This is a genomic window from Streptomyces sp. NPDC005141 (genome assembly GCF_053599975.1).
The window spans coordinates 54,949-81,233 of the sequence record NZ_JBSFYW010000031.1; the positions used below are offsets into that span (position 1 = coordinate 54,949).

General features: G+C 71.0%; 20 protein-coding genes and 1 pseudogene. 9 read left to right on the forward strand and 12 right to left on the reverse strand.

Annotated elements, in window-relative coordinates; all coding sequences use genetic code 11:
* Positions 1–201 precede the first annotated feature (201 nt).
* Positions 202–1,035: pseudogene (mltG, locus tag ACWD68_RS23750) on the reverse strand (endolytic transglycosylase MltG); the annotation flags it as partial.
* A gap of 44 nt (positions 1,036–1,079) precedes the next feature.
* Entirely contained in the window at positions 1,080–2,879 is a 1,800-nt protein-coding gene (locus ACWD68_RS23755) for an ABC transporter ATP-binding protein (protein ID WP_451808446.1), read from the reverse strand.
* A 114-nt stretch (positions 2,880–2,993) separates the two neighbouring features.
* On the opposite strand from ACWD68_RS23755, the gene ACWD68_RS23760 reads away from it, so the two are divergent.
* Both ACWD68_RS23760 and ACWD68_RS23765 read left to right on the forward strand, forming a co-directional pair.
* A complete protein-coding gene (locus tag ACWD68_RS23760; RefSeq protein ID WP_451808447.1) occupies positions 2,994–3,449 on the forward strand; it encodes a MarR family winged helix-turn-helix transcriptional regulator in 456 nt (151 codons plus the stop codon).
* 112 nt (positions 3,450–3,561) lie between these two features.
* Positions 3,562–6,501, forward strand: a complete 2,940-nt coding sequence (locus ACWD68_RS23765) for an FAD-binding and (Fe-S)-binding domain-containing protein (RefSeq protein ID WP_451808448.1) — start codon at positions 3,562–3,564, stop codon at positions 6,499–6,501.
* A 156-nt stretch (positions 6,502–6,657) separates the two neighbouring features.
* Here the strand turns inward: ACWD68_RS23765 and ACWD68_RS23770 are convergent, their stop codons facing one another.
* Together ACWD68_RS23770 and ACWD68_RS23775 are read right to left on the reverse strand one after the other, a co-directional pair.
* Positions 6,658–8,301, reverse strand: a complete 1,644-nt coding sequence (locus tag ACWD68_RS23770; protein WP_451808449.1) for a peptide-N4-asparagine amidase — start codon at positions 8,299–8,301, stop codon at positions 6,658–6,660.
* A 292-nt stretch (positions 8,302–8,593) separates the two neighbouring features.
* On the reverse strand, positions 8,594–9,337 hold the full coding sequence (locus tag ACWD68_RS23775) for a L,D-transpeptidase family protein (RefSeq protein ID WP_451808450.1): 744 nt from the start codon (positions 9,335–9,337) through the stop codon (positions 8,594–8,596).
* A gap of 216 nt (positions 9,338–9,553) precedes the next feature.
* Here ACWD68_RS23775 and ACWD68_RS23780 point away from each other — a divergent pair, with 216 nt between their 5' ends.
* The 4 genes from ACWD68_RS23780 (at position 9,554) to ACWD68_RS23795 (ending at position 14,484) form a co-directional block, all read left to right on the forward strand.
* The gene (locus tag ACWD68_RS23780; protein WP_451808451.1) at positions 9,554–11,422 is read left to right on the forward strand and encodes an ABC transporter transmembrane domain-containing protein; all 1,869 of its coding nucleotides are present in this window, start codon (positions 9,554–9,556) and stop codon (positions 11,420–11,422) included.
* A complete protein-coding gene (locus ACWD68_RS23785) occupies positions 11,419–13,248 on the forward strand; it encodes an ABC transporter ATP-binding protein (protein WP_451808452.1) in 1,830 nt (609 codons plus the stop codon). Before ACWD68_RS23780 ends, ACWD68_RS23785 begins: the two co-directional genes overlap by 4 nt.
* Positions 13,249–13,701: 453 nt before the next feature.
* Positions 13,702–14,172 (forward strand): DUF5709 domain-containing protein, encoded by a 471-nt coding sequence (locus tag ACWD68_RS23790; RefSeq protein WP_451808453.1) that lies wholly within the window; start codon positions 13,702–13,704, stop codon positions 14,170–14,172.
* Between the two features lie 36 nt (positions 14,173–14,208).
* On the forward strand, positions 14,209–14,484 hold the full coding sequence (locus ACWD68_RS23795; RefSeq protein ID WP_451808454.1) for a type B 50S ribosomal protein L31: 276 nt from the start codon (positions 14,209–14,211) through the stop codon (positions 14,482–14,484).
* Between the two features lie 170 nt (positions 14,485–14,654).
* Here ACWD68_RS23795 and ACWD68_RS23800 read toward each other — a convergent pair whose 3' ends face one another.
* Entirely contained in the window at positions 14,655–15,449 is a 795-nt protein-coding gene (locus ACWD68_RS23800) for a metal-dependent hydrolase (protein ID WP_451808455.1), read from the reverse strand.
* Positions 15,450–15,594: 145 nt separating this feature from the next.
* Here ACWD68_RS23800 and ACWD68_RS23805 point away from each other — a divergent pair, with 145 nt between their 5' ends.
* Together ACWD68_RS23805 and ACWD68_RS23810 are read left to right on the forward strand one after the other, a co-directional pair.
* Complete coding sequence (locus ACWD68_RS23805; RefSeq protein WP_451808456.1) at positions 15,595–18,108, forward strand: DEAD/DEAH box helicase; 2,514 nt, start codon at positions 15,595–15,597, stop codon at positions 18,106–18,108.
* Positions 18,109–18,127: 19 nt separating this feature from the next.
* Positions 18,128–18,994 (forward strand): acyl-CoA thioesterase, encoded by an 867-nt coding sequence (locus ACWD68_RS23810; RefSeq protein ID WP_451808457.1) that lies wholly within the window; start codon positions 18,128–18,130, stop codon positions 18,992–18,994.
* Here the strand turns inward: ACWD68_RS23810 and ACWD68_RS23815 are convergent.
* Together ACWD68_RS23815 and ACWD68_RS23820 are read right to left on the reverse strand one after the other, a co-directional pair.
* Complete coding sequence (locus ACWD68_RS23815; RefSeq protein ID WP_451808458.1) at positions 18,981–19,994, reverse strand: DUF6397 family protein; 1,014 nt, start codon at positions 19,992–19,994, stop codon at positions 18,981–18,983. The two genes, ACWD68_RS23810 and ACWD68_RS23815, sit on opposite strands and share 14 nt — an antisense overlap.
* A gap of 127 nt (positions 19,995–20,121) precedes the next feature.
* On the reverse strand, positions 20,122–20,535 hold the full coding sequence (locus tag ACWD68_RS23820; RefSeq protein WP_451808459.1) for a roadblock/LC7 domain-containing protein: 414 nt from the start codon (positions 20,533–20,535) through the stop codon (positions 20,122–20,124).
* Positions 20,536–20,630: 95 nt separating this feature from the next.
* Here ACWD68_RS23820 and ACWD68_RS23825 point away from each other — a divergent pair, with 95 nt between their 5' ends.
* Positions 20,631–21,059 carry a PPOX class F420-dependent oxidoreductase gene (locus tag ACWD68_RS23825; RefSeq protein ID WP_451808460.1) on the forward strand — a complete coding sequence of 143 codons (429 nt, stop codon included), beginning with the start codon at positions 20,631–20,633 and terminating at the stop codon, positions 21,057–21,059.
* Between the two features lie 69 nt (positions 21,060–21,128).
* On the opposite strand, the gene ACWD68_RS23830 is transcribed toward ACWD68_RS23825, so the two are convergent.
* From ACWD68_RS23830 to ACWD68_RS23850, 5 genes are all read right to left on the reverse strand, one after another.
* Entirely contained in the window at positions 21,129–21,734 is a 606-nt protein-coding gene (locus ACWD68_RS23830; protein ID WP_451808461.1) for a GTP-binding protein, read from the reverse strand.
* A gap of 192 nt (positions 21,735–21,926) precedes the next feature.
* Entirely contained in the window at positions 21,927–22,340 is a 414-nt protein-coding gene (locus ACWD68_RS23835; RefSeq protein ID WP_451808462.1) for a DUF742 domain-containing protein, read from the reverse strand.
* A 19-nt stretch (positions 22,341–22,359) separates the two neighbouring features.
* Positions 22,360–22,797 (reverse strand): roadblock/LC7 domain-containing protein, encoded by a 438-nt coding sequence (locus ACWD68_RS23840; RefSeq protein WP_266755904.1) that lies wholly within the window; start codon positions 22,795–22,797, stop codon positions 22,360–22,362.
* Positions 22,794–25,322: a sensor histidine kinase gene (locus ACWD68_RS23845; protein WP_451808463.1), complete on the reverse strand. Its 2,529-nt coding sequence runs from the start codon at positions 25,320–25,322 to the stop codon at positions 22,794–22,796. The genes ACWD68_RS23840 and ACWD68_RS23845 overlap by 4 nt, the downstream gene beginning before the upstream one ends.
* Positions 25,323–25,383: 61 nt before the next feature.
* On the reverse strand, positions 25,384–26,157 hold the full coding sequence (locus ACWD68_RS23850) for an MHYT domain-containing protein (RefSeq protein ID WP_451808464.1): 774 nt from the start codon (positions 26,155–26,157) through the stop codon (positions 25,384–25,386).
* Between the last annotated feature and the right edge of the window lie 128 nt (positions 26,158–26,285).

The window sequence follows — 26,285 nt, forward strand, 5'->3', positions numbered from 1 at the left end:
AGTGACTGCGGTGGGAGCGGCCGCCGTAGGAGTGACTGCGGTAGGAGCGGCTGCCGTGGAAGGGGCTGCGGTCGGAGCAGCTGCGGTCGGAGCAGCTGCGGTCGGAGCGGCTACGGTCGGAACGGCCGCCGTAGGAGTGACTGCGGTGGGAGCGGCCGCCGTGGGAGTGACTGCGGTGGGAGCGGCCGCCGTGGGAGTGGCTGCCGTGGGAGACCCGCTCCGGTGGTACCGGTTGAACTCGGCGACGTTGCGCTGGTGCTCCTCGTAGCTGGCCGTGAAGCGCGTGTCGCCCGGCTTGACCGTGACGAAGTACAGCCAGTCGCCCGGGGGCGGATTGATCGCGACACGCATCGCCTCCTCACCGGGATTGGCGATCGGTGTGGGCGGCAGGCCCATGCGCTGGTACGAGTTGTAGGGGCTGTTGAGCCTCGTGTCGGCCTGGCTGGTCCTCAGGGTGGAGCGGTTCAGCGCATAGTTGATGGTGGAGTCCATCTGCAACGGCATACCGCGCTCCAGGCGGTTGAAGACGACCCGGGCCACCTTGCCCATGTCCGCCTTGGTCGCCGCCTCCGCCTGCACGATGCTCGCGATGGTCACCGCCTGATAGACGTTCATCGCGTTGCGCTGCGCGCCCGCCGCGATCGGCGCTCCGTTGAACTTCTTGTTCGCGGTGCCGACCATGAACGACAGGAGCGACTCCGGGGTCGTCTTCTCGCCGAGCGGATACGTCGCCGGGAAGAGGTAGCCCTCGGGGTTGCCCCGGGCGTCGTTCGGGAGCTTGAGGCCGGCTTTGACGACGGACTTCTTGGTGGTGCCCGCGGGCACCCGGAGAGCCTTGTCGACGGCCGCGTAGACCTGGCCGGAGCGCCAGCCCTCCGGAATGACGAGCGACGTCGGGGGCGCGTCCTCGATTCCCATGCTCAGCAGCGGCACCGCCACGGCGGTGGCCGCCACGACGGCTCCGGTCGTGATGAGGGCGACCCGGCCCCGGCGCGTCAGTCGAATCGTGCTCCGTGGCGGAGTGTTCATCTGCATAACGGGCACGGTAACGCGCTAAAGCCTACAAACCCGGCATATCGTCATCTTGTCGGCTCCAGTTGGGCGTCCCGGTGCACCAGAGCGGCGTAGCGCCCCTCCCGCGTCAGCAGTTCCTCGTGCGTGCCGCGCTCGACCGCGCGGCCCGAATCGAGGACCACGATCTGGTCGGCGCCCCGGATCGTGGACAGCCGGTGCGCGATGGTGAGCGTGGTGCGGTTGGCCGACAGGGCGTCGATGGCCTCCTGGACGGCGTGCTCCGTACGGGTGTCCAGGGCGCTGGTCGCCTCGTCGAGGATGAGCACGGGCGGGTCGCGCAGGATCGTGCGGGCGATGGCCAGGCGCTGCTTCTCACCGCCGGAGAACCGGTGGCCGCGCTCGCCGACGACCGTGTCGTACCCGTCGGGCAGCGACGTGATGTGGTCGTGGATCTGGGCCGCCCGCGCCGCCGCGTGCAGCTCCTCGTCGGTGGCGTCCGGCTTGGCGAAGCGCAGGTTCTCGGCGACCGAGGCGTGGAAGAGGTACGTCTCCTGGGAGACGACGCCGACCGCGCGCGCGAGGGTGTCGAAGTCGAGGTCGCGGACGTCGACCCCGTCGAGGGTCACGCGCCCGCCCGTGACGTCGTACAGCCGCGGCACCAGATAGCTGAGTGTGGACTTGCCGGAGCCGGTCGGTCCCACGACGGCGAGGCTGCCGCCGGCCGGGACGGTGATGTCGATGCCGTCGAGGATCGGGGCGCCCTTGTCGTCGTAGCGGAACTCGACGTCCTCGAAGCGGATCTCACCCTTGACCTGGTCGAGGTGGACGGGGCTTTCGGGCTCGGTGATGTCGATGGGCAGGTCGAGGTACTCGAAGATGCGCTGGAACAGCGCGAGCGAGGTCTGGATCTGCACACCGGTGGACAGCAGGCTGACCGTCGGACGGAACAGGCCCTGCTGGAGCGAGACGAAGGCGACGAGCGTGCCGATCGAGATGGAGGGGCCGCCGAGCTGGAGGGCGACACCCGCGGTCCAGTAGATGACGGCGGGCATGCCGGCCATGACGATGCCGATGACGGACATGCGCCAGCGCCCCGCCATGTTCGACCTCACTTCGAGGTCGACCAGGCCCTCGGACTCCTCGGCGAAGGACTTCGTGAGCGAGTCGGCCCGGCCCATGGTGCGCCCGAGCAGGATGCCGCTGACGGAGAGCGATTCGGTGACGGTGGCGGCCATCGCCGCCATCTGCTTCTGGCGCTGGGTGGTGATCTTCCTGCGCTCGTTGCCGACCCGGCGGCTGATCCACACGAACACCGGCAGCAGGAGCAGGGAGACGACGGTCAGGCGCCAGTCCAGGGCCACCATCGCGACGATCGTGGCGACCACACTGGTGAGGTTGGAGACCAGCGAGGTGGCGGTGGAGGTGACGGTCGCCTGCATGCCGCCGATGTCGTTGGCGATGCGCGACTGCACCTCGCCCGTGCGCGTCCTGGTGAAGAAGGCCAGCGACATGCGCTGAAGGCGGCCGTAGACCGCTGTGCGCAGATCGTGCATCACGCGCTGGCCGACGGTCGTGGAGATCAAGGTCTGCAGGACGCCGAAGACGCCGCTCAGGACGGCGCTCAGGATCATGCCGAGGGCGAGCAGGGTCAGCAGGCCCGTACGGCCTTCGGGGATCGCGGTGTCCAGGATCGCCTTCAGCAGGAAGGGCGTGGCGACGGACACGAGGGACGCGGCGCCCACCAGCAGGCCGACGATCGCGAGGCGGCCACGGTAGGGCCGGAAGAGACTCAGGATGCGGCGCACCTGCCGTGGCTGTTCCTTGTCGACGGGTGGCGGGCTCCAGGTTGACTGGTCGGGACGCAATGGACTCCTAGGGAAATGGGACGACGAGGACATCAGTGAGGATCCGACGACTGCCGGAGCCTAGCTCATTGTTACCTATACTCACAATGAACGTCATCCTGATATTGTTCCCGCATGACCACCCCCGATGCCGACGGTCTGCTCGCCGAGCAGCTGCTGCGCCTGACGCGCCGCGTGCACCGCATCCAGAAGCGCCATCTGGAGCAGCGCGAGCTGGGCATCACACCCGCCCAGTCAAGGCTGCTGCGCACCCTCGCGCACTACAGCTCACCGCCCCGCATGGCCGATCTCGCGGAGCGCCTCGAAGTGGTGCCGCGCGCCGTGACCACGCTGGTCGACGGCCTGGAGGCGAGCGGCAAGGTACGCCGGGCACCCGACCCCACCAACCGCCGGGTGATCCGTATCGAGGTCACGGACGAGGGACGCAAGGCGTTGCGCGAACTGCGCGCCGCGCGCCGCGGCGCCGCGGAGGAGATCCTGGCTCCATTGACGGACGAGCAGCGCAAGGTGCTCGGCGAGCTGCTGGACACCCTGGTGGACGGCATGCCGAGGGCGGAACACCGTTGCTGAGACGGTTCAGGGCGGAGCTCCGCCGCTGAGACCGCACGGGGCGGAACACCGCCCACGGAGCGGTCGAGCACGGGTGCGCGCCGCTCGGTGAGCCCGTGAGGAGTGGTGCGCGATGCCTCTGCTGGAGCCCGACCCCGACGCACTGCGCCCCGACGGACACCGCGAGGCCCCGGCGGCCGACCGGGTCCCCGAGGACCGGGCCGGGGGCACCCCCGAGCCACTGCGCGGTGACCTGATCGCACTGCTCGGCGCCGACAAGGTGCTGACCAAGATCTCCGACCTCGTGCGCTACGCCTCCGACGCCAGCCCCTACCGATTCGTGCCGCGGGTCGTCGTGGTCCCCGAGGACATCGACGACGTCTCGGCCGTGCTCTCGTACGCGCACGGCAAGGGCCGCGAGGTGGTGTTCCGGGCGGCCGGGACCTCGCTCAACGGCCAGGCCCAGGGCGAGGACATCCTCGTCGACGTACGCCGGCACTGGACGGGCGTCGAGGTCCTCGACGGCGGAGCGCGGGCCCGTATCTCCCCGGGCACGACCGTCGCACGCGCCAACGCAGCGCTCGCCCGGCACGGGCGCGTGCTCGGTCCCGATCCGGCGAGCGCGATCGCCTGCACGGTCGGCGGCGTGGTCGCGAACAACGCCTCCGGCATGACGGCGGGCACCACCCGCAACTCGTACCGCACGCTCGCGTCGCTCACCTTCGTCCTGCCCACCGGCACGGTCGTGGACACGGCGGAGCCGGACGCCGACGTGCGGCTCGCGCAGGCCGAACCGGCCCTGTGCGCCGGGCTCATGGAGCTCAAGGCGGAGATCGAGTCCGACGCCGGGCTGGTCGCCCGCGTCCGCGCCAAGTACGCGATCAAGAACACCAACGGCTACCGCCTCGACGCCTTCCTCGACGGCTCGACGCCCGTCGAGATCCTGCGCGGCCTGATGGTCGGCTCGGAGGGCACCTTCGGCTTCATCTCGGAGGTCGTCTTCGACACCCTGCCGCTGGAACGACGGGTCTCCGCCGCGCTGCTCTTCTTCGGCTCGCTGCCGGCCGCGGCCGCCGCCGTGCCCCTGTTCACGGCCGCGGGCGCCTCGGCCGTCGAGCTGATGGACGGCAACACGCTGCGCGCCTCCGTGAGCGTCGAGGGCGTGCCCGGGGACTGGGCGGGTCTCCCGGGCCCGACGACCGCGCTGCTCGTCGAGTTCCGCGCTCCGGACGAGGCCACGCAGAACGCGTACGAGGAGAGGGTCCGCACGATGCTCGAGGGGCTCCCCCTGGTGACCCCCGTGCCCTCGGTGGCGAACTCCTTCACCCGCAATCAGCGGATCGTCGCCGGCTACTGGAAGGCCCGCAAGGCGTTCGTCACGGCGGTCGGCGGTGCTCGTCCGTCCGGCACGACATTGATCACGGAGGACTTCGCGGTGCCGCCCGAGCGGCTCGCCGAGGCCTGCGAGGCACTGCTGGAACTCCAGACCCGGCACGGCTTCGACGCCGCCGTCGCGGGCCACGCCGCCCACGGCAACCTGCACTTCCTGCTGGCCTTCGACGCGTCCAGGCCCGCCGATGTGGAGCGCTATGCCGCCTTCATGGACGAGTTCTGCCGGCTCACCGTCGAGCGCTTCGACGGATCGCTGAAGGCCGAGCACGCCACCGGACGCAACATCGCGCCCTTCCTGGAGCTCGAATGGGGGCCCGCGGCGACGGAGTTGATGTGGCGCACGAAACGGCTGATCGATCCCGACGGAGTGCTCGCACCGCGCATCGTGCTCGACCGTGATCCGCGAGCGCACGTGCGGGGCCTGAAGACGATCCCGCGGGTCGAGGCCATCGCCGACCCCTGCATCGAGTGCGGCTTCTGCGAACCGACCTGCCCCAGCCGGGACCTGACGACCACACCACGCCAACGGATCGTGCTGCGCCGCGAGATGATGCGCCAGCCCGGCGACTCCGCGGTCCAGCAGGGCCTCCTGGGGGCGTACGGATACGACGCCGTGGACACCTGCGCGGGCGACTCGACCTGCGGACTCGCCTGCCCGGTCGGCATCGACACCGGCGCCCTGATGAAAGAGTTCCGGCACGCGCGGCACTCGCCCCGCGAGGAGAAGGCGGCCGCGCTGGCCGCGCGGCACTTCCGCGCCCTCGAGGTCTCGGCCCGGCTGGCCGTCGCCGCCGCGGACCGGATCGGCGACCGGCGGGTCACCGCCGTCACGCGCGCGGTGCGCAGGGTCGTACGCCCGGACCTCGTGCCCGAATGGCTGCCGCGGATGCCGGGAGCCGCCGCCTCCGCCATGCCCGGTACGGCGCGCGTCGGGGCCGTCGCCGTCTACTACCCGGCCTGTGTCAACCGCATCTTCGCGGGTCCCGGAGACGTGTCGCTCGCGCGGGCCGTCGTCGCGGTCTCCGAGCGCGCGGGAAAGCCGGTCTGGATCCCGGACGACGTGAAGGGGACGTGCTGCGCCACGATCTGGCACTCCAAGGGGTACGACACGGGCAACGCCGTGATGGCCAACCGCGTCGTCGAGGCCGCCTGGGGCTGGACCGCCGGCGGCAGACTGCCGCTCGTCGTCGACGCCTCGTCCTGCACGCTCGGCATCGCGCGGGAGGTCGTACCGTATCTGACCGCCGACAACCGGGAGTTGCACGCCGGGCTGACGGTCGTCGACTCGCTGGTGTGGGCCGCGGAGGAACTCCTCCCCCACCTCACCGTGCACCGCACTCTCGGCTCCGCGGTACTCCACCCGACCTGCTCCATGCGGCACTTGGGCGACGAGGCACAGCTGCGTACGGTGGCCGAGGCGTGCGCCGACGAGGTGGTGGTGCCCGACGACGCCGGGTGCTGCGCCTTCGCGGGCGACCGCGGCATGCTCCACAGGGAACTCACCGAGTCGGCCACCCGCGAGGAGGCGGCGTTCGTGGACTCCCGCGACTTCGACGCTCATCTGTCGGCGAACCGCATGTGCGAGGTGGGCATGGAACACGCGACGGGCCGCGGCTACTACTCCGCCCTGCTGGCGCTGGAGCACGCGACCCGTCCGGCGGCCGACGACCGGTCCGGGTGACCCGGCCGGACGCCGGACACCGGACGCCGGACGCCGGACGCCGGACGCCGAGCATGGGATACCGGACGGCGAACGCCGCGGGAGGCACCCCGCGTCCGCCGTCCCTCCTCGCCCGGGCCGCCGCTCCCGGGGAATCGCGGCCCCTCGACGGCCGCCTCAGCAGCCGGTGCGATCCTCCGTCAGCAGCCCCTGCACGGTGACGAGGGAACGGTCGTAGCAGCCCGCCGAGCCGTACCGGCGATAGCGCTCGCTCGTCGTGGCGACGGCGTGACGCTGGTCGCGCGGCACGTTCGCCGTGTACGTCGCGTCGCCCGTATAGGTGTCGTCGAGCCATGACCACGCGGTGCGCCGGCCGGCCGACGCCTCGGTCACGGCGGCCCGGTCGCCGAGCGTCAGCACGGTCCGCAGCCGGTCGTCCGCGCCGAGGGTGGTCGTGCCGTCCATCGTGTACGTGCGCCGGGTGTACGTCGTCACGGCGGGTCCGCGTCCGTCGACCGTGACCGTCTCGTCGTCGGTCCACTTCGCCTCGAGGCCGTCCGTGGTCTCGCCGTCGGTCCAGCGGTGCCCGGAGGTGTGCGCGAGAGTGCGGCTGACCGTGGTCCGCACCCGACCGTGCGAGGTGTCGAGGTATCCGGCAACCGTCAGTCGGTGCCCTCCCTCGGTGTCGAGCCGGTTCTCCGAACCTGGCTTGTACGTAGAAGAGTTGACGAGATCGCCCGCCTCGGCCCGAGTGAGGGCACCGCCCACGTGGGCGCGCCGCGCGTCCTGCCAGACGAGCACGTTGACCGGCACGCTCCAGCCGGTCCGCCCCTCGGGGACGCCCACGACCGAGACGTCGATCCGGTGCGGACGCCCGTCGTTGAGCAGTCCGGCGAAGGGGGTCAGGTCGTACTCGACGGGCTTGACGTCGAACGCGCGGGGCCCCGGAATCACGTACCAGAGGAAGGGGTTGGACCAGCCGCCGGTCCACACGGTCGGGAACGGCTCGGCGATACCGGCGAGTTGGCCGTCGACACTGATCTGCACCTCACGGTAGGGGCCGTTGTCCGCCTTGCAGGAGTAGGGCGCCTCGTCCGGGACCGTGAGATACCAGTACTCCTCGCAGCCACCACCGGACCCGGTCGCGTACACCTCGGCGATCACGCGCTCGCTGTTGCGCGGGGTGGTCAGGGTGCCGTCCTGGAGCGTCAGGACACGGTCGGGGGCCGCGGCGGGCCCGCCCGCGTAGAACGTCAGCGTGGCCCTGACGTCGAGGACGCCCGTGTACGTGTCGTCGACGACGTTCCCGATGAGCATCTCGACGTCGCGGCTGCGCCGGAACGTGTCGCTGTAGCGCGTCACGTCCTTCTCGACGGACCACGCGATCCCGTCGGGCGACGGCTCCGGGGTGGACGTGCGGAGGATCTCCACCCCGCCGACGCGCAGATACCCGAGGCGGTCGAACTGGCGCCCCTTGACCTTGCCTTCGAGGCGGAGCACGACCTTGCTCCAGCGGTCGCCGCAGCGCTTCGGCGGGGTGTAGGTGCCCGTGTACGGCGTGAAGTCGCGGAACTGCGCCTCGGCGAGGGTCACTTCACAGGACGTACCGGCGGGCCTGCCGACGGGCGGGGAAGCGGTGACGGGATCGTGCCAGTCGCTGCCGAACTCGGCGGGCACGTCGGCGGATCGGGCGATGACGGGTACGCCGGACGTACGAGCCGCGACGGACGCGGGGGCCGCCGGGGCCGGGCCCGCCCCGAGGAGGGCGCCCGCCACGAGGATCACTCCGGCGAGCATGGACATGATGACCGGTCTACTCATGTGCGGTGTTCTACGGGGCGGTTGAGCCGTCCGCAATGGCGCCTCGAAGCCCCCGGCGCACCCGAACGACGGAACGGCGGAACCCCGGGCCGCTGCAACGGCGAACCCCCGGAAGCTGGAACAGCGGGGTGACCGGGGCGGCGGAACAGCGGAGTGACCGGGGCGCTGGAACAGCGGAGTGACTGGGCGGCGGAACGACGGGGTGACCCGGGCGGCGGAACATCGGGACGTCCGGCGAACCGGCCGGCCCCGCCTCGCGCCTCCGCCGGCATCCGGCCGGACGCCCGGTGCGCTAGGCCTTCAGGTCCGCCTTGTCCCCCATCACGACGACGGGGTGCTGATCCGGGTCGAGTGTGCGCAGCAGGTACTCCATGGCCGGCTTGGACAGGCTCACGCACGCCGACGTGCCGCTGCCGTGGTCCATGTGCAGCCAGATGCCGCCGCCCTTCTCGTCGCCCCAGGGGCGGGTCGGGTCGTCCGGCGGATTGCCCTTGAGACGGTTGTAATCGATGGCGATGACGTAGTCGAAGTCGTGCCAGTGCGACTTCGCCCAGTAGCGCGGTGCCTGGAAGCCGTCCGCCTGCGTGTACGGGAGCCGGGCGCCCGGGTCGTCGAGCACACCACCGGCGTCGCTGAGCGTGAACACTCCGACCGGACTGCGCTTGTCGCCCTCGTGATGGTCGGTGGTCCAGCCCTTCTTCCCATTGTGCGCGGCCCAACTGCGGGTCTTCTTCCAGGCCGTACCCGACTTCGTGTACAGCACCGCCGTGGAGTTCGCGGAATCCTTGCCCTCGCCGTAGACCGCGAGGACCTGGCGGGACTCGGACGGGATCTTCCGCTGGAGCTTGTCACCCACATCGGGGATGCGCTTCGGATCGACCGCGGGCGCGCTCGTACGGGCCGCTGCGCCACCCGATCCCGCGTGCCCCTTCGTCCCGCTCCCGCCCGCCGAGCCACCACAAGCCGACAGAGTGACCGCGACGGCCCCGCAGGCCACTGCCGCGAGCCCCGTACGCATCGCACCGTTCTTTCGCATCCGCCCATCCTCGCACCACGTCTCGGACGAATCGCCCTCTCCCCCCAGCCCGGCCGTTCGCGGCCGGTCGGGCCGATTCCGTCCCCCTGCCCGGTAAATGGTTTGCCTCCGACCACGTTGCGACGCGAACCTTTCACGGTTTGCTACCGGCCTCGGCCGGAAGGTTGCCGAAATCCGCGGCTCCCTCCACCCCCTGACACGAGCCACTGGGACGTCATGCAGATCCAAGACCTTCCGTATCCAGACCCGGGCGTGCCGGACACGCGCTCAGGTCCCCGATTCCTGTGGTGGCTCGGGCGGAACCAGCTCGGCGGTCAGTTCAAGGCCCTGGCCTGGGGCCTGCTGCACTTCGTGGCCGTCTCCGTGCTGCCGTTCTGCGTCGGTCTGGCCGTCCAGGCCGTCATCGACCACTCCGGCACCCGGCTCGCCCTGACCGGCGGGCTGATGGTGCTGTGCGGCGCGTGCATCGCCCTGGGCGAAGCCATGCTGCACCGCGCGGCGGTCACCAACTGGATCACCGCGGCAGCGCGCGTACAGCAACTGCTCGCCCGCAGAACCGCTCAACTGGGCGCCGCGCTGACACGGCGCGTCGCGGCGGGTGAGGTGGTCGCGGTCTCCACCGGCGACGTCGAGAAGATCGGCTGGTTCGTGGAGGGCATGTCGCGTTTCACGGCGGCGGCCGTGACCGTGGTACTGGTCTGCGTGGGCCTGGTCCTCTATCAGCCGGCGCTCGGCGTGATCGTCGCCGTGGGCGTACCCGTGCTGGCGTTCGCCGTGCTGCCGCTGCTGCCCCGCGCCACCCGGCGCGCCGACTTCCAGCGGGAGAAGGCGGGCCGCGCCACCGAGCTGGCGTCCGACACCGTCGCCGGCCTGCGGGTACTGCGCGGCATCGGCGGCGAGGAACTCTTCCTCGACCGTTACCGCCGCGCCTCCCAGGAGGTCCGCCGGGCCGCGGTGCGCAGCGCCCGCATGTGGTCGCTGATCTCGGCGATCCAGGTACTGCTGCCCGGTCTGCTGATGATCGTCGTCGTCTGGCGTGGTGTGCAGCTGGCCCGCGACGGCCACATCACGGTCGGCGAACTGGTCACCGTCTACAGCGCCGTCATGCTGCTTACGTACCCTTTGCGGCATTTCGAGGAAATTGCCATGGCCTATTCGTTCTCGCGTCCGTCGGCCCGGCGGGCCGCCCGGGTGCTGTCCCTGGAACGGGCCATGGACAGCGACGGCTCGCGCGCCGCTGAAGTCCCGTCCGGCGATCTGTACGACCCGGTGACCGGGCTGCTCGCTCCCGCGGGGCGGTTCACCGCCGTGGTGTGCGGCGACCCGGACGCGGCGGGGCTGCTGGCCGAGCGGCTCGGTGGCCATGCCTCCGAGCCGGGCACCGAGGTGCTTGTCGGGGGCGTGCCGCGGAGCACCTCCGCGATCCTCGGGGGCGTACCGCTCGACGACCTGCCCCTGGACTCCGCCCGCACCGCGGTCCTCGTCCAGGACAAGGACCCGGTGCTGCTGTCCGGCTCACTGCGCGAGCTGCTCGACGTACCCGCGTCGGGTCTCGTGAGCGCCGATGCAGCGCTGGCCGCCGCGCAGTGCGGCGACGTGCTGAACGCGCTCGCGCAGGGCTCACTGGACGCCGAGGATCCGATGGACGCCCGCGTCACCGAACGCGGGCGCTCCCTGTCCGGCGGCCAGCGTCAGCGGCTCGCGCTGGCCCGGTCCCTGATCACGGACCCCGAGGTGCTCGTCCTGGACGAGCCGACGTCCGCGGTCGACTCCCACACCGAGGCCCGGATCGCCGACGGAGTGCGCTCCCTGCGCGCCGGGCGCACCACCGTGGTCTTCACCTCCTCACCGCTGCTCCTGGACCAGGCCGACCGGGTCGTCCTGGTCCACGACGGCGAGGTCGTCGCGGTCGGCGTGCACCGCGATCTGGTGCGCGACGAGCCGCGCTACCGGGCCGTGGTGACCCGCGAGACCGAAGAGGAGGCCGCCGCCGAGGCAGCGGCACAGGCCACCCTCCGCGGCGTGACCGTGGACGACGAGGCCGTTCTGGACGGCGTACTGGAAGAAATCGAGGAGACCGCATGATCGGCGTGGCGCCACCGGCGTACGACCCGGCCGCCCCGACGACGGCGAACACGCTGCCCGTCGGCGCGCCCGCGACCGTACGCGCCTACGTGACCGAACTGTTCCAACGGCACCGCAGGGCCTTCCTGCTTCTGGTCGCCGTCAACACCGTGGCCGTCGTGGCCTCGATGGCCGGGCCCTATCTGCTGGGCTCGGTCGTCGAACGGGTCTCGGACCACACGCGCGAACTCCATCTGGAGGCCACCGCCGCCCTGTTCGTCGTCGCGCTGGTCATCCAGGCCGTTTTCGTCCGCCAGGTGAGGCTGCGCGGCGCGATGCTCGGGGAGCGCATGCTGGCCGATCTCCGCGAGGACTTCCTCGTGCGGTCGGTCGGGCTGCCGCCCGGCGTCCTGGAGCGGGCCGGGACGGGCGACCTGCTGTCCCGCATCACCACCGACATCGACCGGCTCGCCAACGCCATGCGCGAGGCCGTGCCGCAGCTGGCCATCGGTGTGGTGTGGGCGGCCCTGCTGCTCGCCGGGCTCACCGTGACCGCCCCGGCGCTCGCTCCCGCCGTGCTGGTCGCCGTGCCGCTGCTGGTGGTGGGATGCCGCTGGTACTTCAAGCGCGCGCCCTCCGCCTATCGCTCGGAGGCCGCCGGCTACGCCGCCGTCGCCGCCGTCCTCGCCGAGACGGTCGACGCCGGCCGCACCGTCGAGTCGCACCGCCTGGGCAGGCGCCGCATCGAGCTGTCGGACCGGCGGGTCCAGGAATGGACGGCATGGGAGCGGTACACGCTCTGGCTGCGGTCGGTCCTCTTCCCGGTCGTCAACATCACGCATGTGACGGTGCTCTGCTCGGTCCTGATGATCGGCGGATTCTTCGCCCTCCAGGGCTGGATCGGGGTGGGACAGCTGACGACGGGTGCGCTGATCGCGCAGATGCTCGTCGACCCGGTGGGACTCATCCTGCGCTGGTACGACGAGCTGCAGGTCGCCCAGGTCTCGCTGGCACGGCTGGTCGGTGTCCGGGACATCGAGCCGGCCGCGGGAGACCCGACGGTGGCGCCGGAGGGACGCGACGTCCACGCGGACCGGGTGCACTTCGGCTACCGCGAGGGCGTGGACGTACTGCGCGAGGTCTCCCTGGCGGTCGCGCCCGGTACCCGGCTCGCCCTGGTCGGCCCGTCCGGCGCGGGCAAGTCCACGCTGGGCAGGCTGCTCGCCGGGATCTACGCACCCCGGGACGGCCGGATCACGCTCGGCGGCGCCGAGCTGTCCCGGATGCCCGCCGAGAAGGTCCGCTCGCACGTGGCCCTGGTCAACCAGGAGCACCACGTCTTCGTGGGCTCCCTGCGCGACAACCTGCTGCTCGCCGTCCCGCACGTCCGGCACGGCACGGACGAGGAGGCACCGGCCGAGGCTCCGGTCGACGCCATCGACGCCCGGTTGTGGGCGGCTCTCGGAGCGGTCGACGCGGACGGCTGGGCGCGGGCGCTGGACGACGGCCTGGACACCGAGGTCGGCTCGGGCGGGTTCGCGCTCACTCCGGCCCAGGCCCAGCAGATCGCGCTGGCCCGGCTGGTACTGGCCGACCCGCACACCCTGGTCCTGGACGAGGCGACCTCGCTCCTGGATCCGCGGGCGGCCCGCCATCTGGAGCGCTCGCTGGCCCGGGTGCTCGACGGCCGCACCGTCGTGGCGATCGCCCACCGCCTCCACACCGCTCATGACGCGGACATCATCGCCGTCGTCGAGGACGGCCGCATCAGCGAACTCGGCAGCCACGAGCAACTGGTCGCGGCGGACGGGGCGTACGCGGCGCTGTGGAGGTCCTGGCACGGGTGAGCGGAGGGTGCCGCCCGGACCGTGCCCGGCCCGGCACCCGACGCGCCGGTCCGCTCCCGCCCGCACGGTGGACCGGACCGGTGCGGACCCGCCCTCCGGGTGTCCCGCGCCGCTTTCGTCCCGCCGCTCAGTGGAGTGGGCCGATGGAGGCCGGGTCCGGCAGTGGGCTCGGTCGACGCGGTCTCCCTTCTCGCCGGGAACCGGGTCGCGCCGGCCCTCCGCGAGCCCCGCAAGAGGCCGGTGGGGCCGGACGTCGGCCCTTGTGGCGCTGCTCGTCGGCCGCTGTGGCGTTGCGCGGGGGCGAAGGGGGGTGGAACCCTGGACGTGGGCACCCGCTCGGAGGGCTCCCGGGAACCATCCGGTTCGCTCGGGGCGACGCCTGTGTCCTGTGGCCCGCGGGCCCGTCGCCGAGTACGGCGGCACCGGTCCCGTCCGCACCCCCTGGAGGTAGCCGTGGACAGCGCCGACGGATGGGGAGACGACGTCTACCAGCCCGACGGATCCGAGGTACAGGACGACGCGGGGCTGCTCGACGGCGAGGACACACTGGTCGCCGACGGTGTCAGTGACCCACTGGACCGTGGCTGGTCCCCGCCGGATCGGCCGTGGGCGGTGGAGAACCGCGGGGTGACCGCCTCGGAGCGCCGGGCGGGCGAGACCCTGGACCAGCGCCTGGCCGAGGAACTGCCCGATGTCGCCGAACCCGACGGAGACGGCATCGGCGACTGCCAGGGCACCGACGGAGAACCCCTCGACAACGAGGTCGGCGCCCTCCGCTCGGGCCGTCTGGTAGCCCCGAACGAAGGCGCGCACGAGGACGAGGAGAGCGGGCTCATCGCCACGGACATCGGCATCGACGGCGCCGCGGCCTCGGCCGAGGAGGCCGCGATGCACATCGTCGACGAGGACTCCGTGCCCGGCTGACCGGCGCCCGACCCGGCCCTCCCTCAAGGAGCACCCATGCAACAGGACAAGCAGCCCGACTACCACCCCGTGGTCTTCCGCGACCGCGCCGCCGGATACGCCTTCCTCACCCGCTCCACCGCGACGAGCGACCGGACCATCGACTGGGACGACGACGAGACCTACCCGGTCGTGGACGTCGAGATCTCCTCGGAGAGCCACCCGTTCTACACGGGCAAGGCCCGCACGGTGGACTCGGAGGGCCGCATCGCCCAGTTCGAGCGGCGGTACGGAGGCGGGGAGCCGGGGACCGGCGCCGCGGAGAACGCCTGAGCGGGACGGGCGTCGCCTGCTGAGCGAAGGACGTCCCGCCGGCTGAGCCGGGCGCCCGCGCGAACCGCCCCTCCCGCCGCCGCGTAGGGCCACAGCGGGGAGACTCCGCACGATGCCGGTGTGCGAGCCCGGCGTCACCGAGCGTCGGTGTCCCCGGGGAGGAGACGGCCTCAGATGAAGTTCAGCGCGGCCGCGCAGCCCACGCCGCCCAGCAGCATGAACACCGGCATCAGCACCTTGAGCTCGACCCAGCTGCCCGCGCGGAAGCGCATCACCTTGGGCGGGCCGATCGGATACCAGCGCTTGCGGCCGACCGGGATGGGCCACAGGATCGGGCAGCCGGACACCGTCAGGGCGTCCCCGATGTCGTGCACCAGGGCGCCGAGGATGATCGGCAGACCGAGCCACAGGTACTCCTGGCCCGGCGCCGTGAACAGCCAGTCCGCACCGTTGCCCGGCTTGTCGAGCGTTCCCGCGAGGATCCACGAACTCGTCGCGGCGAGCAGCCAGACCAGGACGTTGCTGCTGGAACCGCGGGCGGCCCGCCACAGCAGACCCTCGATGGCGAGCACCATGTGCACGAAGAGGATGGCCAGGACCGCCCAGCGCCCGCAGGTGATCGCCAGCACCGCCGTGCCCGCGCCGAGCAGCACCGCCCACAGCCAGGTGTGGGTCAGCGTGCGGTGACCGCCGGAACGCCGCGGGTCGCCCGGCTTCCGGGTCCCCTTGTAGGCGGCGTAGGAGAGTTTGTCGACGATCTCGCAGAGGCGTCGTGACACCGGACCGAAGGCGTTCGAAATGGTGGCGGCCTTGTGGTCCAGGTCCGGGGCGAGGGCGGCGCCTGCGCAGATCAGCGCGCCGACCAGCAGAACCGGCCAGGGCATGGTGTGGCCGGCCGCGGCGGCGGCCGCTCCGACGCCGAGCCAGGCCGCGGCCCCCGACAGTGAGTGTGCTGGTCCCATCATGGCCGTTCCCCGCCCTATTCCTCTTGTGCAGCTGTCCAGTTGCCCGTGCACGCTGACGCGTCATCGGCGCCACAGCGTAGCGTTCGTGATCTTTCGACGAACATCCGATTCCCCCATCGCGTGCGACGACAGGCAAGATGGGGGCGTGACCCTTATCGATCAGCTGCCGCAGACCGCAGACCCCGACGCCCTCTACGAAGCCTTCGAGTCGTGGGCCGGGGAACGCGGTCTCACCCTCTACCCCCATCAGGAGGAGGCGCTGATCGAGGTGGTCTCGGGTGCGAACGTGATCGTCTCGACGCCCACCGGCTCGGGCAAGAGCATGATCGCCGCCGGTGCGCACTTCGCGGCGCTCGCCCGCGACGAGGTCACCTTCTACACGGCTCCGATCAAGGCACTCGTCTCGGAGAAGTTCTTCGAGCTGTGCAAGATCTTCGGCACCGAGAACGTCGGCATGCTCACCGGCGACGCCTCCGTGAACTCCGACGCCCCGGTCATCTGCTGCACCGCCGAGATCCTGGCGTCCATCGCGCTGCGGGACGGCAAGCACGCCGATGTGGGCCAGGTCGTCATGGACGAGTTCCACTTCTACGCCGAGGGCGACCGGGGCTGGGCCTGGCAGATCCCGATCCTGGAACTCCCCCAGGCGCAGTTCATCCTGATGTCGGCGACGCTCGGCGACGTCTCGATGTTCGAGAAGGACCTCACGCGGCGCACCGGCCGCCCCACAGCGGTGGTCCGCTCGGCGAACCGGCCCGTCCCGTTGTCCTACGAGTACCTCCTGACTCCGCTGACCGAGACGATCACCGAACTGCTCGCGACCAAGCAGGCCCCTGTCTACATCGTGCACTTCACCCAGGCGCAGGCCGTGGAGCGGGCGCAGGCACTGATGAGCATCAACATGTGCACGCGCGAGGAGAAGGACCGGATCGCCGAGCTCATCGGCAACTTCCGCTTCACCACCAAGTTCGGCCGCAACCTCTCCCGCTACGTACGCCACGGGATCGGTGTGCACCACGCAGGCATGCTGCCCAAGTACCGCCGACTGGTGGAGAAGCTGGCCCAGGCCGGTCTCCTGAAGGTCATCTGCGGCACCGACACCCTCGGTGTCGGCGTCAACGTGCCCATCCGCACCGTGCTGTTCACCGCGCTCACGAAGTACGACGGCACGCGGGTGCGCACGCTGCGCGCCCGTGAGTTCCACCAGATCGCCGGCCGGGCCGGGCGCGCGGGGTTCGACACGGCGGGCTTCGTCGTGGCTCAGGCGCCGGAGCACGTCATCGAGAACGAGAAGTCGCTCGCCAAGGCGGGCGACGACCCGAAGAAGCGCCGCAAGGTGGTGCGCAAGAAGGCTCCCGAGGGCTTCGTCGGCTGGACGGAGAACACCTTCGAGAAGCTCATCTCCTCCGATCCTGAGCCGCTGACCTCGCGTTTCCGCGTGACGCACACCATGCTGCTCTCGGTGATCGCCCGGCCCGGCAACGCCTTCGAGGCGATGCGGCATCTGCTGGAGGACAACCACGAGCCGCGCAAGCAGCAGCTGCGGCACATCCGGCGGGCCATCGCGATCTACCGCTCGCTCCTCGACGGCGGCATCGTCGAGAAGCTCGACGAGCCCGACCCGACCGGCCGTATCGTGCGGCTCACCGTCGATCTCCAGCAGGACTTCGCGCTCAACCAGCCGCTGTCGACGTTCGCTCTCGCCGCCTTCGACCTGCTGGACCAGGAATCCCCCTCGTACGCCCTGGACATGGTGTCCGTCGTGGAGTCCACGCTGGACGATCCGCGGCAGATCCTCGCGGCCCAGCAGAACAAGGCCCGTGGCGAGGCCGTGGCCGCGATGAAGTCCGACGGTGTCGAGTACGAGGAGCGGATGGAGCGGCTCCAGGACGTGTCGTACCCCAAGCCGCTGGAGGAGCTGCTCTTCCACGCGTACGACACCTACCGCAAGAGCCACCCGTGGGTCGGCGATCACCCGCTGTCGCCGAAGTCCGTCATCCGTGACATGTACGAACGGGCGATGACCTTCACCGAGTTCGTCTCCTACTACGAACTCGCCCGTACCGAGGGCATCGTCCTGCGCTACCTGGCCAGCGCGTACAAGGCCCTCGAGCACACCGTCCTGGACGACCTCAAGTCCGAGGACCTGGAAGACCTGATCGCCTGGCTGGGCGAGCTGGTCCGGCAGGTCGACTCCAGCCTCCTCGACGAGTGGGAACAGCTCTCCAACCCCGAGGTGATGACGGCCGAAGAGGCCCAGGAGAAGGCCGACCAGGTCAAGCCGGTCACCGCGAACGCCCGCGCCTTCCGCGTCCTCGTCCGCAACGCGATGTTCCGCAGGGTCGAGCTCGCCGCTCTGGACAACGTCTCCGAACTCGGCGAGATGGACGCCGACGCCGGCTGGGACGCCGACGCGTGGGGCGACGCGATGGACAAGTACTGGGACGAGTACGAGGACCTCGGCACGGGTCCCGACGCCCGTGGCCCCAAGCTGCTGTCGATCGTGGAGGAGCCGCAGAACGGCCTGTGGCGCGTCCGTCAGACCTTCGCCGACCCGAACGGCGATCACGACTGGGGCATCAGCGCGGAGGTCGACCTCGTGGCCTCCGACGCCGAGGGCCGTGCCATCGTCAAGGTCACCGACGTCGGACAGCTGTGAGCACAGGAGAATCTCGCCGATGACGAACCCCGCCGAGAAGCTCGTCGACCTGCTCGACCTGGAGCAGATCGAGGTCAACATCTTCCGAGGCCGCAGCCCGCAGGAGTCCCTGCAGCGGGTCTTCGGCGGCCAGGTGGCGGGCCAGGCGCTGGTCGCCGCCGGCCGTACCACCGAGGGAGACCGGCCGGTGCACTCGCTGCACGCGTACTTCCTGCGCCCGGGCCGGCCGGGTGTCCCGATCGTGTACCAGGTCGAACGGGTGCGGGACGGGCGGTCGTTCACCACACGCCGGGTCACCGCGGTGCAGCAGGGCCGCACGATCTTCAATCTGACCGCCTCCTTTCACAAGCCCGAGGAAGGGAGCTTCGAGCACCAGCTGCCGCCGGCCCGCGAGGTGCCGGATCCCGAGTCACTGCCGACGGTGACGCAGGAGATCAAGGAGCATCTGGGCGCTCTGCCCGAAGCGTTGGAACGCATGGCACGGCGCCAGCCGTTCGACATCCGCTATGTGGACCGGCTGCGCTGGACGCCCGAGGAGACCAAGGGCGCCGAACCGCGCAGTGCCGTGTGGATGCGTGCCGTCGGACCACTGGGCGACGACCCGCTCGTGCACACCTGCGCCCTCACCTACGCGAGCGACATGACCCTCCTGGACGCCGTCCGTATCCCGGTGGAACCGCTGTGGGGGCAGCGCGGTTTCGACATGGCGTCGTTGGACCACGCCATGTGGTTCCACCGGCCGTTCCGCGCGGACGAGTGGTTCCTGTACGACCAGGAGTCTCCCATCGCGACGGGTGGCCGCGGACTGGCCCGCGGGCGCATCTACGACCTGAAGGGACGTCTTCTCGTCTCGGTGGTGCAGGAGGGACTGTTCAGAGCGCTGTAGGCGGACACGCGTCCGGCTTCCTGCGCCTCAGCCATCCGAGCAGCCCGCGTGTTCGCGCGGACTCCGGCGTCGTGAGCCGGTCTTCCGTGGCGGGGAGCCGTGGTCGGGAGGCGTGCGGAGCGCTGATCGGTGACGGCGGGGCTGATGGCGGTGGAACCAGGGGTGGTGGGCCCGACGGCGCGGTGACCGCCGGCCCCGGGGCCGCGACGGATGAGGCGGTCGGTGTCGGGCGGAGGGCGGGGCGGTCCTGCCTGGCTTCGGTCAGGCTCTGACCCAGGTCGGCCCTGAGCCAGCTGATCTCGTCGGGATCGTCCGCCGTCGTGATGCGCTCGGCGATCCGCGCCGCCGGCGATTCCGGGGCCGCCTGCGAAACACGCTCGGGCCGGAGGCTGTCGAGGTGGGCGCGCTCGTGGGGATCCTCGACGATCTCGGCCACTTCGACGGGATCGAGCAGGGACGCCACCACAGCGGCACGTGCCCAGGGATCCTTGGTCTGCCTCAGCAGGAATCCCAGGTGGCGACCGCGCCAGTTGCGCGGACGGAGGTCCAGGCCTTCGTCCAGCTGATCGCGGAGGCCTTCGGCTGTCCGGCCGGTCATCAGCGGTGCGTTCTGCTCGTCGGCGGCGAACTGCCGCAGTTCCTCGGCAAGGTAGAGCCAGACCACCATTCGGTAGCGGTTCAAATAGAATTTGATCGGCACCACGAGTCCCAGGCGCGCGAGGCGGGTGAACCGGGTGGTCGTGACGCCCATGAGAGCGGCGCCCTCGGTGGTGCCGACGGCCTTGACCCGCTCACGCAGCGCCTCCGGGAAGCCTGCCTCGGCGCGCACCCGCTCGATCTCGGCGCGCGCGACCCTGCGTCCCCCACCTCCCTCGTCGGGAACCGAGCGCACACAGCCGAGGTGCAGGGCGAGATCGAACTCGCCGCGCCTGAGCTCCAGTTCTCGTGCCGCTCGGCTGAGCGACGAGGTGGCGGACCGCGTGGCGGTGCTTCCGGACATGGCTGTCTCCCCTGGGCTGTCGGACGCTCGCGCCGGTGTGCGCTCGCTTCGGGAAAAACCGTATCCGGCTTGTCGGACATCGTGTCGAGCCTGTGGACAACTCTGACCACGACGACATATCCGCAGGTCAGAGCTCTACAATGGGTGTGCCCTCCGGCTGTCGCGCGTCCACGCGAAGGTGTTCGCCGACGCGGTTCACCAGCAACGTCATCTCGTAGGCGACCTGGCCGATGTCCGCCTCCGCCCCGCTGAGGACGCACAGACAGCTGCCCGCTCCGGCCGCGGTGACGAAGAGCACCGCCTCGTCGAACTCGATCATCGTCTGCCGCACTTGTCCGGCACCGAAATGGCGGCCGGAGCCCTTCGCCAGGCTGTGCAGGCCCGACGAGACCGCGGCGAGGTGTTCGGCGTCCTCGCGCCGGAGTCCCGCGCTCGCGCCCGTCACCAGCCCGTCGTTGGACAGCACCAGCGCGTGCCGAACGTGCTCGACCCGCTCGGTGAGGTCGTCCAGCAACCAGCCAAGTCCCGTGTTCTGCTCCATGATCCGGTCTCCCCCTGCGTCGTTCCCCCCTGGCCGGAGGATTCGACCTGCAAGCCTTCCCCACAGTCGGCGTCCGGGCAAGGAGGATGGGCGGCATGGCAGAGAAGATGACCGACGAGCAGTGGCGAGCATTCGTCTCGCAGGGGACCCGCACGGGGAAGCTGTCCACCGTCCGGGCCGACGGAAGTCCGCACGTGGCACCGATCTGGTTCTTGCTGGACGGCGACGACCTGGTGTTCAACACCGCGAAGGACAGCGTCAAGGGACGGAACCTGGCCCGGGACGGCCGGGTCGCCCTGTGTGTGGACGACGACCGGCCGCCCTTCGACTTCGTGGTACTGCAGGGCCGGGCGGTGCTGTCGGAGGATGTCGACGAGTTGCGGCACTGGGCCGCCCGGATCGGCGGCCGCTACATGGGCGAGGAGCGCGCGGAGGAGTTCGGCAGGCGGAACGGGGTTCCCGGTGAACTGCTCGTGCGCGTGAGGATCGAGAAGGTTCTGGCCTACGCGGCCGTGGCGGACTGAACACAACGGCCGCGTACGCGTGAGCGGCCAGGGCCGGAGCAATGGTTCGCCGGCCGGGCGCCCACGGTGTCAGCCGACGGAGTCGAGCAGCCGGGCGGTGTGTACCCGCCCGGCGTATTCGACGAGCCGGATCAGCACCTCCTTGCCGGAGTCGCGGTCACGCGCGTCGCAGAGGACGACCGGCGTACCCCGGTCGAGGTCGAGGGCGCGGGACACGTCCTGGGCGCCGTACGCGCGAGCGTCCGCGAAGCAGTTGACGGCCACCACGAACGGGATGTGGCGGTGCTCGAAGTAGTCCACCGCCGGGAAGCAGTCTTCGAGCCGTCGGGTGTCCGCGAGGACGACAGCGCCCAGGGCGCCTGTCGACAGCTCGTCCCACAGGAACCAGAACCGGTCCTGCCCCGGTGTTCCGAAGAGGTAGAGCGAGAGGCCGGACCTGATGGTGATGCGTCCGAAGTCCATGGCGACGGTCGTGGTGACCTTCTGGTCCACTCCGCCGGTGTCGTCCACCGACTGACCGGCCTCGCTCAGCAGTTCCTCGGTGCGCAGCGGTCGGATCTCGCTGACCGCGCCCACCAGAGTGGTCTTTCCCACGCCGAACCCACCGGCGACCAATATCTTCAGCGCCAGGGCGGTCGAGTCGCCACCCGAGGCGTCGGAGTTCTCGGAGACCATCGATCACTTCTCTCGGGAGTGCCGACAACCGTCGGCATCGGTGCGTCTGCAGGGGGAGCGAAGTCAGCATCATGACAACTCCGGCGCCGCCGGACGGGCTTGGACCGCACATTGCCCCTTGCGACCGGAACGCGCCCCTTCGGTGCCCAGATGTGAACGCAAGGAGCCACAGTGCCGACCGGTGTGGGTCGCCTAGAGCGCCCTCAGTCCCTCGATCACCTCGCGGAGGATGCGCTCGTCGGGGAGTTGCGCGGGCGGCACCGGGCGGCTCACGGTGACGCAGCTCCGTTCCAGGAGATCACCCAGGAGCACCCTGACCACCCCCAGGGGAAGATCGGCGTCGGCGGCCAGTTCGGCGACCGACTGGGTCTCGGTACGGCACAGTTCGATCAGGGTGCGGTGCTCCGGACCGAGCGAGGTGTCGTCGTCGGCTCCGGGTGCGCCCGCGTCGAGCGTGACCAGGGCGATCAGATCGAAATGGACCCCGGTCGGACCGGCTTTGGTACGGCCGCCCGTCATCGCGTAGGGGCGGACTAGTGGTCCCGCGTCCTGGTCGTACCACTGACTGCCCGGCTGTGGCGGGGCTCCCGGAGTGTCCTCGGTCATCTGCACAGGCCGTCCTCGGTCATCCCGCGGCCGGCGGCTGTGCGGCGACGCGCGGTGGGGCGTGGAGATGCTCGCCGACGCGCTTGACCAGGAGCGCCATCTCGTACGCCACGAGGCCGATGTCGGCGGTGACGGCGGTCAGGACTGCGAGGCAGGAACCGTCCCCCGCCGCGGCGACGAACAGGAAGCCCTCGTCCATCTCCACCATCGTCTGGCGCACCCCGCCCGCGCCGAAGTGGCGCCCCGCACCCTTGGCCAGGCTGTGAAATCCGGAGGCGACGGCCGCGAGGTGTTCGGCGTCCTCACGCCGCAGGCCGGTGGACGCGCCCACCGCCAGTCCGTCGTTGGACAGCACCACGGCGTGTCGGACCTCCGCCACGCGCAGCACCATGTCGTCCAGCAGCCAGTCGAGCTCGCCGGACCGGTGGGCGGCTCTCGTACTCGGGTCCTGGATCATGCGGGGTCTCCTTCGCTGCTGTCGCTGCCCGCTTCCGGGTCGGGGGTGGCGCCGGCGCCGGGTGACCGGCCGCCGCCGCGTACCCAGCCGGCTCGGTACGCGGCCATGCGCGCCCTTACGAGTTCGGGTGTCCGCTCGTCGTCCGCCCCGGACACGGGGGGCTCCGCCTGTTCCTCGGAACGCTGTCCGCGCAGCTGGGGGGCCAGGTTCGCCTGGCGGACGCGGCGGGGAAGCTGGTCGGAGTCTTCGGGATCGTCAGGGGGACGGTGCAGCCGGAGCGCCGCGACTCCCGAAGGCGGGGTCTCCCGCGAACCGTTCGCCGGGGCTTCGGAGGCCTTCGGTCTCGGGGAGACCAGTGCGGGCCGCTCGGTGACGGGCTGGACGGCGTCCTGCTCCGGGACGGCCGACACGCGCGCGTACTCCCTCTCCACCGGCCTGTCCGCGTCGGCCTGACGGAGGGAACGTTCCGTCGGACCGTCGTGCAGCAGCGCCGTGGGCAGCAGAACGACCGCGGTGGTGCCCCCGTAGGGCGAGGTCCGCAGGTGCACCTTGATGCCGTGCCGGGCCGAGAGCCGGCTGACCACGAAGAGGCCGAGCCGGTCACTGTCGAACAGGTCCAGCGCCTCGGACTGCTCGATACGCCGGTTGGCCTCGGCGAGCCTCTCCTTGCCCATCCCGAGGCCCCGGTCCTCTACCTCGATCACGTAGCCGTTTCCGACCGGTTCGCCGGTGATCCGCACCCTGGTGTGCGGGGGCGAGAACTGGGCGGCGTTCTCGACGACTTCCGCCAGCAGATGGGTGAGGTCGGCGACCGCTCCCCCGACCACGGCCGCCTCGGGGAGTTGCCGTACCTCCACGCGCGCGTAGTCCTCGACTTCGGAGACGGCCGCCCGGACCACGTTCGTCAGGGGGACGGGCCTTCGCCAGGCCCGGCCGGGCGCGGCTCCGGAGAGGATGATCAGGCTCTCCGCGTGACGTCGCATCCGTGTGGTGAGGTGGTCGAGCCGGAAGAGGTCGCTCAGCTCGTCCGGGTCGTCGGACCTGCGCTCCATGGTGTCCAGGAGATTGAGCTGGCGGTGCACGAGAACCTGGCTGCGCCGGGCGAGGTTGACGAAGACCCCGGAGATGCCACCGGCCAGTTCCGCGCGCTCGACGGCGGCACGCAGGGCGGCTCGGTGCACGGTGTTCAGTGCCTCGGCGACCTGTCCGGTCTCGTCCTCCGAGGGCCGCCCCAGCGGGGCCTCGGCGTCCACGTCGACCGCATCGCCCGCGCGCAGTCTGCGCATGGCCGCGGGGAGCTTTCGACGGGCGATGTCCAGGGCGCTGTCACGCAGGCCGACGAGCTCGACGACGAGATCGCGTCCGATGCGTACGGAGATGATCAGCGAGGCGATGACGGCGGCGAGGCCGAAGAGGACCGCGGCACCGGCGGGGGTGAGCAGAGCCTTCCCGAACGGGTCGGTCCGGTCCGCGACACCACGGCCCGCTTCGGCATCGATCGTGCGCATGGCGTCCTGCACGCGCGCGTGAGCGATGTTCCAGACGGTCTCCGGCGCGGCGTCGAGGGCCTTGGCGCCGGGGCGCGAGACGAGCACCTTGTCCTCGACGACGCGTACATCCCCGTACGCGCTCCCCTTCACGAGGTCGTTCCAGGCGGTTCGTTCGGGCCCGCTCAGATCCGTCGCGGCGGCGTCCGTCAGTGTCCTGCGGGTGTCGACGGCCCCCGTGAACAGCCGTAGCCGCTCACCGTCGAGGGTCCCGGCGAGCCGGGCTGTGCCGAGCACGGCGTCCTCCTGGGCGAGCGCCTCTCCCGCCCGGGAGAGTTCGAGCAGGACGCGGTCGTCGGAGCGCAGGCCCGTGCCGGGGATGCCGGTGAGCGCTCCGTCGACGCCGAATGCCGTCGCGATGGTCCTGGTGTACCGGCCGTACGCCTCGTCCCATCCGGTACGGCGGTCCAGTACGGCGGTGCGCAGCGGCCGCAGTCGCTCCGCCTCGGTGACGAAGGTGCCGAGGCGCCCGGCGACTCCGTCGGGCAGGTCGGCACCGTCGGCGACGGTGTTGTGGTCCCCCAGGCGCAGCTTCACCACGGCACGGTCGGTGAGCCGTGAGAGTTCCTTGAACTCACTCGGCCGCACCGTGGCGGGGTCGGTCGCGTAGCGGACGGCCGCCGCCCGTTCCGCCTGGAGCGCGGCGACGGCGTCGTCGACGGGGGCTCGGACCGTCGAGTCCACGCGTTGCAGCTGCCGCAGCCGCGCGATGTCCTGCGCCGTGCTCACCGTGGCGAAGGCCCACAGAGCGAGCAGGGAGACGATCGGCACCATCAGCAGGCTGACGATCTTGGCCCGGACGGTGCGGGGCCTGATGTGCCACCGCCCCCCGCGGGCGAGTGTTTCCGTCGAAGGCCCGGCGACGGGCTCGCCGATGCCGGCGCCCTCGTCGGCCGGCGGTCCCGCGTGCGCGCGCCGACCGCGCAACGTGGGCGGTGGCTGGCCGCCGGATGTGGTGGTCCTACGGGGTGTACGCATGGCCTCCTCGATCGGAGAGGTTCGGGGCGTGCAGTCCGGGCCGCGTGGCTCCGGCCCGCCGTCAGCGGGCGACGCTCTCGACCGGCCGCTGGGCCGGCGCGGGTGCATCGCGCCGGTCGGACATCGGGGACAGCGCGACGAACGCCGCTGTCAGGAAGAGGTAGGACCCGAGACCGACCGCGAGAGGGAAGATGAACTGCATCGCCGTGGCCCCGGGCAGGGCGCCGCCGGAGGGGTTGACGCGTACGCTCACCGCCATCATTCCGGTGTAGTGCATGCTGCTCACGGCACCGCCCATGACAAGTGAGGCGACGGCCACTGCGACGGGCGACCTGATGGAGACCGCGGCCCACAGGGCGGCGGTCGCCGCGATCACGCCGATCACGACGGAGAGCCCGACGAGTGCCGGGTCGTAGCGCACCTGGCCGTGCATGCGCAGCGCCGCCATGCCCAGGTAGTGCATGCTCGCGACGCCGAGCCCGGTGGTGAGCCCGCCTAACAGGAGGGCGCGCCGCCTGTCGCGGCCGTATCCGACGGCGAAGAGGCCCGCGCCGACGACGGCCATGGCGACCATCAGGCTGAAGAGGGTCAGCGGCACGTTGTAGCGGATCTCCGTGCCGGTGACGCCGAATCCCAGCATCGCCACGAAGTGCATCGTCCAGATGCCCGTGCCGATCGCGGAGGCCGCGGCGAGGAGCCAGTTGCGGCGCGACCGTCCGGCCGAGTCGAGCGCGCGGACCGTGCAGCGCAGTCCCAGTGCGGCACCGATGCAGGCCATCGCGTACGACAGTACGGGGGTCAGCCAGCCGAAGGCGGCGTGGTCCAGGTGTCCCATGACCCAGGGACGCTAGTGCGCGTGGGGGCGCACAACTGGAGCGCATTTCGAAAGCTGTTGCAAAGTGACGAAGAGGTGCACCAGAGCGATCGCGTCAAGCTCGAACGTGTGCACCGCGTCATCCTTCA